Raw genomic sequence first — 13897 nt, forward strand, 5'->3', positions numbered from 1 at the left:
ACGCGCATCAGGACCTTCCGTTCGAGCGTCTGGTGGAGCACCTCAACCCGCCCCGCTCGGCCGCACGCCACCCCCTCTTCCAAACCATGCTCGCCGTTCAAACCCATGAAGACCAGGATCTGAGGCTCTCAGGACTGCGCACGCGTCAGCTGGAGACGGCCAGCGGTATCGCCAAGTTCGACCTGATGCTGACTCTGAACGAGCGGGCCTCCACCTCCGCAGCTCCCGACGGCGTCTCCGGAGTGATCGAGTACGCCACGGACCTGTTCGACAAGGAGACGGTCCAGCGGCTCGCCGGGCGGTTCGGCGCCCTCCTGGAGGCGGTCCTCGCCGACCCTCACCAGACCATCGGCTCCCACGACGTCCTGACCGGCGACGAGACCCGCCGGATCCTGGAGGACTGGAACGCCACCGCGCGGCCGCTGCCGGCCGAGACCCTGTCGGAGGCCTTCAGGGCACAGGTCGCGCGGACTCCCGATGCCACCGCCCTTGTCTTCGAGGACACCCGGCTCAGCTACGCCGAGCTGGAGGAACGTGCGAGCCGGCTGAGCAGGCGGCTGGTCGAGCAGGGCGTGGGTCCGGGGAAGCTCGTAGCGGTGGCGCTCCCGCGCTCGCTGGACCTGATCACGGCGATCTACGCCGTGGTGCTGGCCGGCGCGGCCTACCTGCCGCTCGACCCGGACTATCCGCAGGACCGGATCGGCCACATGCTCGAAGACGCCGACCCCGTTTGCCTCTTGACGGTGGCCGAGCTGTCCGGCCTCACCGGTCGGTTGCCGCACGGTACGTGCCGGCTGTTCCTCGACGACCCCGACCTGTTCGCGGCCGGCCCCGACACCGGCCGAGGTCTGGCGGTGCCGCATGCCGGTCACGTGGGCGAGGGAGAGCCGCCACGTTCCCCCTCCCCCGCCGATCCGGCGTATGTGATCTACACGTCAGGGTCCACCGGGCGGCCCAAGGGCGTGGTGGTGAGCCACGGAGCAATCATGAACCGGCTCCGATGGATGCAGTCGCGCTACCGGCTGGAAGCCGACGACCGGGTGCTGCAGAAGACTCCGTCGAGTTTCGACGTCTCGGTGTGGGAGTTCTTCTGGCCGTTGATCGAGGGCGCCGCCCTGGTGGTGGCGCGCCCGGAGGGGCACAAGGATCCCGCGTACCTGGCCAAGGTGATCCAGGAGCAGTCGATCACCACGGTCCACTTCGTGCCCTCGATGCTCTCCGCCTTCCTGGCGGAGCCCGCCGCAACGGAGTGCGACCGTCTGCGACGGCTGCTCTGCAGCGGCGAGGCGCTGCCGGAGGAGACGGCGAACCGCTGCCTCTCCCTGCTGCCGAACAGCGAGCTGCACAATCTGTACGGGCCCACGGAAACCGCCGTCGATGTCACCTCGTGGCAATGCGCCCCTGACGCGCCCCGCGGTCCGGTGCCGATCGGGCGGCCCGTTTGGAACACCCGCCTGTACGTGCTGGAGGCGTCACTGCGTCCCGCCCCCGTCGGCGTCGTCGGTGAGCTGTACGTGGCCGGATCACAGCTGGCCGAAGGCTACTTGGGCCGGCCGGGCCTCACCGCCGAGCGGTTCGTCGCCAGCCCCTTCGGCACCCCGGGTGAGCGGATGTACCGCACGGGGGACCTGGTCCGCCGACGGGCCGACGGCGTGCTGGAGTACGCCGGGCGCGTCGACGACCAGGTGAAGATCCGTGGTTCCCGGGTCGAGCCCGCGGAGATCGAAGCGGCGCTGGCCCAGCACGCGACCGTGCGTCAGGCGGCGGTGGTGGCGCGGGACGACCACAGGGGCGAGAAGCGCCTCGTGGCCCATGTGGTCGTCGAAGAGGGGCAGCAGTTCGACGCCGGGGAGCTGAGGCGTTCGCTCTCGGACGCCCTGCCCCCGTACATGGTGCCCGCTGCCTTTCTGGAGACCGGGGCCTTGCCGGTGACGCCCAGTGGCAAGCTCAACCGAGCCGTGCTGCCGGCACCGCATTTCTCGGTGGACCAGGATGGGCGCGGTCCGCGGACCGCGCGCGAGAGGCTTCTGTGCGGTCTGTTCGCGGAGGCTCTGGGGCTGGAGAGCGTCGGCATCGACGACGACTTCTTCAACCTTGGCGGCCATTCACTGCTCGCAGCACGTCTGATCAGCCGGATCCGTGCGACGCTCCGTCCCGACGTCGGCATGCGGCTGCTGTTCCAGGCACCGACCGTCGCCGAGCTCGCCGATCGGATGAACTCCGATTCCCAGGAGGAGTCGTTCCCGACCCTGTTGCCGCTGAGGGCCACGGGCTCTGCCCCGCCTCTCTTCTGCATCCACCCGGCGGCGGGCATCAGCTGGGTCTACTCGGGACTGTTGCAGCACCTGCCCTCCCACCGGCCCGTCTACGGTCTACAGGCCCGGACGCTGAGATCGTTCGACGAGACGTCGCCGGCGAACGCCGAGGAGATGGTGCGCGAGTACGTCGAAGCCATACGTTCCGTTCAGCAGGAGGGTCCCTACCATCTCCTCGGCTGGTCCTTCGGCGGACTCGTCGCACACGGCATCGCCACGCGGTTGCAGGCCGACGGGCAGGAAGTCCGCAATCTGACACTGCTCGACGCCTACCCGGCCAACAGCGGCGAGATACCGGTCCTGACGTATGACGACCCGGACTTGACGGCCATGGTGGTGGCCTCATTGGGAGAATCCGGGACCGCCGCCCTGGTCGCGGACTTCGGGGACGCGGGCATCAAGGCGGTCACCCGGACGTTCGCGGACAACGTGAACGCCCAAGGCGCTCTTCCCACCCGGGTCTTTGAGGGGGACATGCTCCTGTTCACCGCCTCGGCGCGCGGACAGGAGGGATCCGGCACCCCTGATCTGTGGAAGCCGTTCGTGAACGGGCACATCGAGGTCCACGCGATCGACGCGACGCACGGGGCGATGACCGGACAGCCCGCGCTGGCCGTCATCGGGCCGCTGCTCTCGGAGCGGCTGAAGCCCGCAGACCAGGACGGGGCGGACCAATGACCACCACCGAACCCATGCCTGCCGGCCCCGCGAAGCGCGAGGAGGACAAACGGCGGGGCGGCCTGCTCCGTCAGCGCGACTTCCGGCTGCTCTGGACGGGGGAGACCACCAGCAAGCTCGGCAGCGCGGTCGGCGAAATGGCTCTGCCCCTGGTGGCGGTGGTCACCCTCGACGCCGACACGTTCACCGTCGGTCTGCTTACGGCGGCGGTGTGGTTGCCCTGGCTTCTTTTCGGGCTCCTCGCCGGTGTCTGGGTCGACCGCCTGGACGCCCGCACCGTCATGATCGTCTCCAACGTCGTGTCGACACTGCTCTTCCTGAGCGTGCCCGTCGCCACCTGGCTGGATGTTCTGACGGTGGGGCAACTCCTGACGGTCGCCTTCCTGGGCGGCACGGCCTCGGTGTGTTTCACCACCGCGTACCGCACGTACCTCCCGTCACTCGTCCGCAAGGAGGATCTCCTTGAGGCGAACACCAAACTCCAGGGGAGCGAAGCGGCGGCGCAGGTGGTCGGCCCCGGGCTCGGCGGCGTGGTGGCCCAGGTCCTCGGAGCCGTATCCGGAATTCTTGTCGATTCCCTGACCTTCCTGTTCTCGGCTCTGTGCATCCGCGGCATAAGGCCGGCAGGTCGCCGGCCGCGCAGTAATTCCCGTGGAAACCTCCGGGGGGAGATCGCCGACGGCGTTCGTTTCGTCCTGCGTGACCCGTATCTGCGTACACTGATGATCTTCGGCGCGGTGTCGAATATCGCACTCAATGGATTCCAGTCGCTGTACGTGGTATTCCTGGTTCGCACGGTCGGTGTGGATTCCGGAGTCGTGGGCGTTCTGTTCGGCGTCCTCGGCGTCGGCGGGGTCTGCGGCGCGTTGCTGGCGGGCCGGCTCGCCGCCCGCGTCGGTACGGCTCGTGCCATGCTGCTGTGCCAGCTCAGCGCCGCACCGACGGCTCTGCTGATCCCGATGACCGGTCCCGGTTACGCACTGCTGTTCATGGCGATCGGTGGATTCTGCATCGGCGTCGGGGTCGTCGGGTCCGGCGTCATCACCGTCAGCTTCCGGCAGAGCTACATCCCTTCGGAGTTCCTCGGCCGGGTCACCGCGAGCATGGCCGTGATCAACTACGGTGCGATTCCGATCGGTGCGGCGCTCGGTGGATTCCTCGGAACGGCACTCGGCATCCGCACCACCATGTGGATCACGACGCTGGCTTTCGTGCTGGCATGTCTGGTTCTGGTGGCGAGTCCGATACGAAGGCTCCGCGATTTCCCGGCGGCTCCGCCCGAACACGTCCAGCCCGCGGTGGCAGGCTGATGCGCACGCCCCTCATTCACGCCAGTACAGGAGGGACCGTATGTCTTCGACGCCTCGAAAAGCGCCGATCGTCATCAAAATCGGTACGTCATCGCTGATCACGGACGACGGAATCGACCGGTCAAGGGTGGCCGACCTGTCCGCCACCCTGGCCACCCTGCACGCGTCGGGGCACAGGATTGTCCTCGTGGCATCCGGGGCCATCGCGCTCGGCAACGTGCGGCTGGGGGCCGGGGTCGGCCCCGGATCACGGCAACTGGCAGCAGCCGTGGGGCAGGGCACGCTCTACGAAGCGCTTCGGTCCGCCCTGGAGAGGGACGGACTCACGGCAGCGCAGTTCCTGCTCACGCCGCTCGACATCACCGACGAAGCGCACCGCGACAGCGCGCGTGGTGCACTCCAGCTCGCCCTCGACGAAGGGGTCGTCCCCCTGGTGAACGAGAACGACGCCGTGATGGTCCGGAACAACGACGTTCTCGCGGCACTGCTCGGAACGCTCCTGAACGCTCGGCGCGTCGTGATCCTCACCGACGTGCCCGGCCTGTACGACGCGAACCCGCACAGCAACCCCGACGCGCGTCTCATCCCCGTGATCAACGAGATGACCACCGAGGTCGAGCGGCTCGCCGGGAGCTCGGTGAGCTCCGTGGGAACCGGCGGGATGCTCAGCAAGCTGTGCGCGGCGTGGATCGGCAGCCAGTCCGGCGTTGAGGTCGTCATCGCGAGCGCCGCCGAGACGGACGCCGTCGTGCGGGCAGTGCGGGGGGACAGCGTGGGCACGCTCGTCCGACCGCGTGAGCGGGGCGCGCAGCGGGACGTCGGCAGACTCTGGCGCGCGTTCTCCACCCCACCCGTCGGCCGGTTGATCTGCGACAGCGGCGCGGAACAGGTGGTGAGGGGCGACGGAGAGCTGATCGGCCGGCACGTGGTGCACGCCGAAGGGGAGGTCGGACCCGGCGCCGTCGTGAACGTCCTGCTGTCCGACGGCCGGCTCGCGGCCCGGGGGCGCATCCGTCTCGGACTCCCGTCCCCGCAATCGGCGATCCCCGGCGACACGAGCCTTCTTCAACCGTGTGACTACGTAAGACTTCTGGAGGATTGAAATGTCTGTGACTGTCTCTGAAGTGTGCCGCCAGGCGCGCGAGGCCGGTGTGGTGCTGCGCGAGCTCGACACCGTGGTGAAGGACAAGGTCCTGCGCCGCATAGCGGCCGCCGTGGACGCCGCCGGTGAGGAACTGAAGGCGGCGAACGCGCTCGATCTCGACGCGGCTGCCGCGGCAGGCGTATCGGCGACCCTCATGGACCGCCTGCGCCTCACCGATTCGCGTATCGCCGGCATGGTGAAGGCGATCAACACCATTGCGGACCTGCCGGACCCGGTGGGCCAGGTCGTCGGGGGGAACGTCCGTCCCAACGGGCTCCTGGTGGAACAGGTCCGGGAGCCGCTCGGCGTCGTGGCGGTGGTCTACGAGGCCCGTCCGAACGTGACCGCCGACGTGGCCGCGCTGTGCCTGAAGACCGGGAACGCGGCCGTGCTGCGCGGCTCCTCGGTCGCCGCCCACACGAACGCGGCGATCGCGGATGTCATCGCCGAGGTGCTGCGAAGCCAGGACGAGGTGCCGCAGCACGCCGTACAGCTCATTCGTGACACCTCCCGCGAGGCCGTTCTGGAACTCCTGCGCGCCAAGGGCGACGTCGACCTCCTCGTCCCGCGCGGCGGCCCCGGTCTGATCAAGACCGTCGAGGACCACGCCACCGTCCCGACCGTGATCGACGGCGACGGCAACTGCCACGTGTACGTGGACGCGACCGCGGATCTCGCGATGGCCACCGACATCGTCGTCAACGCCAAGACCTCGCGTCCCAGTGTCTGCAACGCGGCCGAGACCCTGCTCGTGCACGCGGACCTGGCCGAGGCCTGGCTGCCGAAGGCACTCGACGAGCTCGAGCGGCTCGGCGTCGAGATCCGGGGTGACGAGCGCACCCGCGAGGTGTGGCCGAAGGCCGAGCCGGTGCAGGAGAGCGACTGGGGCACCGAGTACCTGGACCTCGTTCTGGCGGTGAAGGTCGTGGCCGACTTCGACGAGGCCCTCGCCCACATCGGCCGCTGGGGAACGCGCAACGCGGAGGCCATCGTGGCGCGCGACGTCGACGTCGTCCGGAGGTTCGCCCGAGCGGTCGACTCCGGCAGCGTCTTCGTGAACACCTCGACGAGGTTTTCGGACGGTGGCGAGTTCGGATACGGGGTGGAGATCGGTGTATCCACACAGAAGCTGCACGCCCGCGGGCCCATGGGCCTGGAATCGCTTACCTGCGTCAAGAACGTCGTGTGGGGCCGCGGCCAGGTCCGTGTTCTCTGACCCCTCCGCAGTGCGTTATGCGTTCAGCCCGCAATTCCAGGAGAAGTGAAATGTCGCGCCCCGTTCATTCGAGCCTTCTTGACGGTGTCTCGGAGGCTCCTTCGGTGAGGTTCAACAACCGCATCTACGAAATGAAGGACGCCGGCACCGACGTCATCACCATGTCCCTGGGAGAGGCTTTCTTCGACATCTCGATGCCCTCCTTCGAGGGCATGTCCTCCGCCTCCCTGCATCACTACTCGCATTCGCGCGGGGTTCCCCTCCTACGGCAGAAGCTGGCGAAGCATTCGTCGGTCGATTCGGGTCTCACCGTTGATCCTGACAGCGAGATCCTGGTCACCGCGGGATCGAAACTGGCGATCTACATGGCGTTGACCGCGGTCCTGGAACCGGGTGACGAAGTGATCATCCCGGAGCCGGCGTGGGTGAGCTACCCGGATCAGGTGCGGATGTGCCGGGGGGTGCCGGTCATGGTGCCGATGCACGTCGGGTACGAGGACCTGGCCACCTACATCACGCCGCGGACGCGGGCGATCGTCGTCAACAATCCGCACAATCCGACGGGCCGGCGACTCGGCGAGGCGGAGCTGCGGAGCCTGCATGACCTGGCGGAGAAGCATTCGCTGTTCCTCATCGCGGACGAGGCGTACAGCGAGTTCCTGCCCGAGGGCGAGCAGTTCGTCACCACGGATCAGTTCGATCCGGAGCGCCGCCACACCATCGTGTGCAGATCCATGTCGAAGAACTACGGCATATCCGGCTGGCGCATCGGCTATCTGATAGCGAACCGCCGGCTGATCGAGCAGATCAACAAGCTGCAGCAGCACATCGTCACCTGTGCTCCGACGATCCTCAGCTGCTATCTCGCGGAGAACTACGACATGCTGCGGGAGACGACGCGGCCACAGATCAGCCGCGTCGTGGACCTGCGCAACCGGATGGCGGGGGAACTGGCCGCCCGGGACATCGGCTGTCTGCCCGGGGACAGCACCTTCTACCTGTTCGCGTCCCTGGGTGATTCACGGCTGAACTCCGAGGACTTCGCCGCCGCCCTGCTCGGCCGGCACAAGGTCGCCGTCGTTCCCGGCGTCGGGTACGGCGGCACCTGCGACCGGTTCATACGCGTCGCCGTGGGTGCGGAGCCCGAAGAGCGGCTGCTGCGCGGAATCGACGCCATCGCCTCGACGATCGCGGCCACGTCATGAACCACGAGCCCCTCCAGCTGGCCTTCGTGGGTTGCGGAAGGATCGCCCGTGCCATGGTGTCGGGGCTGATCGCGGCCAACTGGCCCCCGGCCGCGATCCGGGGCTTCTCGAAGACGGGCGCTGGCGCCGAAGGACTGGCGCGGGACTACGGCACCACCGTTTGTCCTTCGCTCCAGGACGCGGTCGGGGGCGCCGACGTGGTACTGCTCGCCGTGCATCCGCACGACACGGCTCAGGTGCTCGCCGAGCTCGCTCCGCTCGCGACGGCGCAGCAGGTCCTCGTCTCGCTGGTCGCGTCCTGGCAGACGGGAGCCTTCGCGGATGTGCTGCCCGACACGCCCTGCGTACGCGCGGTGCCGAACGTGGCGGTCGCCGTGAACAGCGGGGTGACGGCGCTCTGTCCGGGGCCGGCCGCCGGGCGCGAGCACCTCCGCGTCGCGACAGCGGTCTTCGAGCCCCTGGGGCGCGTTCTGACCGTGGACGAGTCCTTGATGGAATCGGTGAGCGCGGTCTCCGGGGCGGGCCCCGCACTCGTGGCACGGTTCGTCGAAGCACTGAGCAGCTCGGCCGAAGCCCGGGGGTTCACCCCGGAAACGGCAAGCGAACTGGCCGCCTACGCGGTGCACGGTACGGGGTCGCTCATGCTCAAGGGAGGACTCGCTCCCGAAGAGGTCGTGGATCTGGTCGCCTCGCCCGGCGGCATGACCGAAGCCGCCTTGCACGTACTGGCGGAGCGGGGCCTGGAGGATGCGGTGCATTCGGCCGTGGACGCCGCGGTGAAGCTGTCACTCGGGCGGCTCAGAGGAGCAACCGGCACCGCCTGAGTCCGCCTCGTTCCGCAGCCCCTGACCACTCATGAACCAAGGAGGGCACGCACATGCCGCCCGAGTCGCTGCCTTTTGCCCAGACGTACATGGCCCTGTTCGAGGAACGGGCCGCACGAGACCCCCAGGCGATCGCAGTGGTCTGCGGTGGCGAGACGCTCGACTATGGCGACTTGAACGCACGTGCGAACCGGTTGGCGCGGCTGTTGAACAGCCACGGCGCCGGGCCGGGATCGCTGGTCGCCCTCAGTCTGCCGCGATCGGTGGATCTGGTCGTCGCCCTGCTGGCTGTGACCAAGGCCGGCGCCGCCTTCCTGCCGATCGACCCGGCCCATCCCGAGGAGCGCAACACCCGGATCGTGCGGGACGCCAGTCCTGGAATGCTGCTCACCCATGCCGCGCACCGGCCCGCGGAGGGGTCCGGGTCGGGGCCGCGGTGCGTGGTCGTCGACGACCCGGACACCGTTCGGCTGCTGGCCGAACAGCCGGCCGGGGACAGGGACGGTGCACAGGACTCAGGGGGCACGGGTGACGTGCGGCCGGGAGACCCGGCCTACGTGCTCTACACCTCGGGGTCCACCGGCCTGCCCAAGGGGGTGGTCGTCACCTTCGCGAACCTGGTGAACCTGCTGGAGCACTTCCGGGAGCGGTTCGCGCTCTCCCCAGGGGACGGGTTCCTGTCCGTCACCACGGTGGGTTTCGACATCGCGATCCTGGAAATCTTCCTCCCGCTGCTCAGCGGCGCGCGGTTGGTCCTCGCTTCGCCCGCCGAGCACGGCGACCCGGCCCGGCTGGCAGAGGTCATCCGGCGACAGGCGATCACTGTCGTGCAGGCGACCCCCGGGCTGTGGCAGTCCCTCGTCGACAACGAAGCCCCCCTGGCGGACCTGCGCGTTCTGATCGGCGGTGAGGCGGTGCCCGAGGGACTGGGGGCGACCCTGCTCGCCTCGGCGCGTGAGGTGACCAATTGCTACGGCCCGACCGAGACGACCATCTGGTCGACGACGATGCGTCTGGAGAGGGGAGAGCCGGCTGCGGTGCCGATCGGAACTCCCGTCCGGAACACCTCGGTCCATGTCCTGGACGAATCCCTGCAGCCCGTCGCGGAGGGAGAGGCCGGCGAACTGTACGTCTCCGGAGCGGGAGTGGCCCGCGGATACCTGAACCGTCCGGGGCTGACCGCCGAGCGCTTCGTCGCGGATCCCTTCGGACCGCCCGGGGCGCGCATGTACCGCACGGGAGACCTCGTCCGGCGGCGGTCCGACGGAAACCTGATGTTCCTGGGCCGCACGGACTTCCAGATCAAGATCCGCGGATTCCGCGTGGAACTGGGCGAGGTCGAAGCCGTAGTCGCCCGGTCGCCGGAGGTGGCCAGGGTCGTGGCCGTCGCACGGGAGGACCACCCCGGGGACAAGCGACTCGTGGCCTACGTGGTGCTCCAGCCCGGAACACAGCCGACCCCTGCGGACCTGCGCAGGAGGGCGGCCGGCGCGCTGCCCGCCTACATGGTGCCCTCCGCCGTCGTGCTGCTGGACGCCCTGCCCCTGACTCCCAACGGAAAGGTCGACAGGAACGCCCTCCCCGCCCCCGTGCACACGGCCCCGCGGCGCGGGACCGAGGCACGCACCTCCGAGGAGGAGATCCTCTGCCGACTCTTCTGTGAGGTTCTCGGCATACCCGAGGTCGGCACGGAGGACGACTTCTTCGAGCTCGGCGGCCACTCCCTCCTCGCCGTCCGGCTCCTCAGCCGCATCCGCGCGGAACTCGCACGCGAACTCGACATCCGAAGGCTCTACGAAGACCCCACCGTCCGCGGCGTCGCCCGGCACCTGACCCGTGCCGACACGCCGTACCCGACACTCGTCCGCAGGGAACGGCCCGAGCGGATCCCGCTCTCCTTCGCCCAGCGGCGCATGTGGTTCCTCAACCGCCTGGAGGGCCGCAGCGCAACCTACAACGTGCCGCACGTCCTGCGGCTGCACGGGCCCGTGAACCGTGCCGCCCTGGAAGCAGCTCTCGGGGACGTGGTAGCCCGGCACGAGAGTCTGCGTACGGTCTTCCCGGAAACGGACGGCGAGCCCCGGCAGCTGGTGCTCGAGGCCAGGGACGCCTTCCCCCGGCTCCACGTCGTGGAATGCGCGGTGGGTGACGAACTCCGCTCCGTCCTGACCTCGTTCGCCGAGGAGGGCTTCGACGTTACGGTCGACCCACCGCTCAGGGCCCTCCTGGCCGAGCACGGTCCCGACCAGTATCAGCTGCTGCTCGTGATGCATCACATCGCATGCGACGGCTGGTCGATGGCTCCGCTCGCCAGGGACCTCGTGGAGGCCTACGCGGCCCGGACCGCGGGCCTGTCACCCACGTTCCGTGAGCTCCCGGTCCAGTACGCCGATTTCACCCTCTGGCAGCACGAGGCACTGGGTGACGAGAGCGACCCCCGCAGCTCCTGCGCCCACCAGCTGACCTTCTGGAAGGAGCACCTGCGCAACCTGCCCGTGGAGTTGCAGCTCCCCTTCGACCGCCGCCGGCCCGCCCGCACCTCCTACCGCGGGGACACCCTGGGCTTCAGCATCGACGCGGACCTCCAGCAGGCCACGGCGGACCTGGCGCGCAGTGCGGGCGCCAGCGTGTTCATGGCGATCCAGGCCGTTCTCTCCGCGATGCTCACCAGGCTCGGAGCCGGTACGGACATCCCCATCGGCAGCCCTGTCGCCGGACGCGGTGACGCGGCACTGGACGACATGGTCGGCTTCTTCGTCAACACCCTGGTGCTGCGGGCCGACACCTCAGGCGACCCGGACTTCCGCGATCTGCTGGCACGGGTCCGACAGACGGACCTGGAGGCCTTCGCGCACCAGGACCTCCCGTTTGAGACGCTGGTCGAGGCGATCAGGCCACCCCGCTCGCTGTCGAGGCACCCGCTCTTCCAGGTCCTCCTGGCGGCCCAGAACGTCGGGCAGCCGTCCTTCAACTTGCCAGGCCTTGAGGTGGTGCCGGACGAGGGTCACATCGGCGTCGCCAAGTTCGACCTGGCGTTCAGCATGACCGAGCGCTTCACGGCGCAGGGCGCTCCGGCCGGCATCGACATGACGGTCGAATACGCCACGGACCTGTTCGAACGGTCGACGGTCGAGCGGATTGCCGACTACCTGGTCACGCTTCTGCGCAGCGCCGTCAAGAACCCCGGCCTGCCGCTCAGCCGACTGGAGATGCTGTCCGACGAAGAGCGCCGCCTCGTGGTGGTGCAGTTCAACGACACGACCCGCGACGTCCCTTCCCGTACCCTGCCCGACCTGCTCGCGGCGCAGGCGGCGAGCACACCCGAAGCCGAAGCCGTGGTGTTCGAGGACGAATCCGTCACCTACGCCGAGCTCAACGCCCGGGCCAATCGCATGGCGCGCTTCCTGATCGAGCGGGGAGTGGGGCCCGAGGGGACGGTCGCGCTGCTCGCTCCCCGGTCCGTGGAGCAGATCGTGGCCCTGCTCGGCGTGGTGAAGGCGGGAGCCGCGTACCTGCCGGTTGATCCCGACTATCCGGCTGACCGCATCGCCTACATGCTTGGGGACGCCAGGCCCGCCTGTGTGCTCACCACGAGCGGGACGGCCCGGCACGTGCCGGAGGGGATGCCCTCGGCAAGCATCGACAGCGAAAGCGTCGAACAGGCACTCGCCGCGTTCTCCGGCACCGAGGTCACGGATGACGAGCGGACCGCGCCGCTGCTGCCGTCGCACCCCGGCTACGTGATCTACACGTCGGGATCGACCGGTCGTCCCAAGGGCGTGGCCATGCCGACGCACGCGCTGGTCAATCTGCTCGCCTGGCACCGTGAGCTCCTGACCGGCGGCGTCGGGACCACGACGGCCCAGTTCGCGGCCCTGAGTTTCGACGCTGCGGCTCAGGAGGTCTTCTCCGCCCTGACGTCCGGCAAGACGCTCGCGGTGCCCAGGGACGACGTGCGCAAGGGCACCGCGGAACTGGTCCGGTGGCTCGCCCAGTACCGGGTCAACGAGCTGTTCGCTCCCACACCCGTGATCGAAGGGGTCTGCCAAGCCGCGAAGGAGCTCGGCGTTCCGCTCCCTGACCTGGTGGACTTCGCCCAGGGTGGTGAGGCCCTGGTGCTCCACCCGGCCATCCGCGACTTCTGCGCACACGGTTCGGGCAGACGCGTGCACAACTTCTACGGTCCCACCGAGACCCATCTCGTCACCAGCTCCACCGTGTCCGACGAGGCGATGGGCGACACGGTGTCTCCGCCCATCGGTCCTCCCATCTGGAACACCCGGACCTATGTCCTGGGGCAGGGGCTGGAACCGGTGGCCGTCGGAGTTCCCGGCGAGCTGTATCTCGCCGGTGCGCAGGTCGCCCGCGGCTACCTGAATCGTCCGGCCCTGACGGCCGAGCGTTTCGTGGCGGATCCCTTCGGAGCGCCCGGGGAGCGCATGTACCGTACCGGAGACCTCGTGCGGTGGCGGTCCGACGGACAGCTGGAGTTCCTCGGGCGCACGGACTTCCAGGTCAAGATCCGTGGCTTCCGGGTGGAGCTGGGAGAGATCGAGGCAGCCGTGGCCCGCGCCCCCGAAGTGGCGCGGGTGGTGGCGGTGGCGAGGGAGGACCGCCCCGGGGACAAACGACTGGTGGCGTACGTCGTGGCCCAGCCCGGAACCAGCCCCGATCCCGCAGGGCTGCGGCGGGTGGCGGGCGAGCGCCTGCCTGCGCACATGGTGCCGTCCGCGATCGTGGTGGTGGACGCCATCCCGCTGACTCCCAACGGGAAGGTCGATCGCGCCGCGCTGCCGGCCCCCGCGTACATCGCCTCACCGCGCGGGACCGCGCCGCGGAACGAACAGGAGCACGCCCTGTGCCGGCTGATGTCCGAGATCCTCGGGGTGCCCCAGGTCGGTACGGAGGACGACTTCTTCGAGATCGGTGGGCATTCCCTCCTCGCGACCCGGCTGATCAGCCGTATCCGCACGGACCTCGGACACGAGCTCGGTATCCGTGACCTCTTCGAGCATCCGACGGTCCAGGGCATGGCCAAGCACCTGACCCATGCGCCCACTCCGCGCCCGGTCCTGCGCAGACGGAGCGGCGGGGCAGCGTAACGGGACCGGGAAGCCAGCTGGTCAGGCCTGGTTCGAGGACATGCCGCGTGGGCGCCCGCCGCGGCCGGCGTGCGCTCGCTGACGTGCCGCCGACCGACTGGCG

General features: G+C 69.1%; 7 protein-coding genes. All 7 read left to right on the plus strand.

What is annotated here, in order from left to right; genetic code table 11:
- Positions 1-2993: amino acid adenylation domain-containing protein (locus ACQKM2_RS37560; protein WP_427717860.1), on the plus strand; the 2993-nt coding region annotated here is incomplete at its 5' end.
- A complete protein-coding gene (locus tag ACQKM2_RS37565; RefSeq protein WP_427717863.1) occupies positions 2990-4303 on the plus strand; it encodes an MFS transporter in 1314 nt (437 codons plus the stop codon). The genes ACQKM2_RS37560 and ACQKM2_RS37565, both read left to right, overlap by 4 nt.
- A 40-nt stretch (positions 4304-4343) precedes the next feature.
- Positions 4344-5405, plus strand: coding sequence for a glutamate 5-kinase (gene proB / locus ACQKM2_RS37570; RefSeq protein ID WP_427717864.1), 1062 nt, complete (start codon positions 4344-4346; stop codon positions 5403-5405).
- A gap of 1 nt (position 5406) precedes the next feature.
- The gene (locus ACQKM2_RS37575) at positions 5407-6663 is read left to right on the plus strand and encodes a glutamate-5-semialdehyde dehydrogenase (RefSeq protein ID WP_427717867.1); all 1257 of its coding nucleotides are present in this window, start codon (positions 5407-5409) and stop codon (positions 6661-6663) included.
- A 104-nt stretch (positions 6664-6767) separates the two neighbouring features.
- Positions 6768-7868, plus strand: coding sequence for a pyridoxal phosphate-dependent aminotransferase (locus tag ACQKM2_RS37580; RefSeq protein WP_427717869.1), 1101 nt, complete (start codon positions 6768-6770; stop codon positions 7866-7868).
- On the plus strand, positions 7865-8692 hold the full coding sequence (gene proC / locus ACQKM2_RS37585; RefSeq protein ID WP_427717872.1) for a pyrroline-5-carboxylate reductase: 828 nt from the start codon (positions 7865-7867) through the stop codon (positions 8690-8692). The genes ACQKM2_RS37580 and proC overlap by 4 nt, the downstream gene beginning before the upstream one ends.
- 53 nt (positions 8693-8745) lie before the next feature.
- Entirely contained in the window at positions 8746-13794 is a 5049-nt protein-coding gene (locus ACQKM2_RS37590; protein WP_427717873.1) for an amino acid adenylation domain-containing protein, read from the plus strand.
- The last annotated feature ends 103 nt before the right edge of the window (positions 13795-13897 follow it).

Source organism: Streptomyces sp. NPDC004126, from assembly GCF_050275515.1.
Classification (GTDB): Bacteria; Actinomycetota; Actinomycetes; order Streptomycetales; family Streptomycetaceae; genus Streptomyces.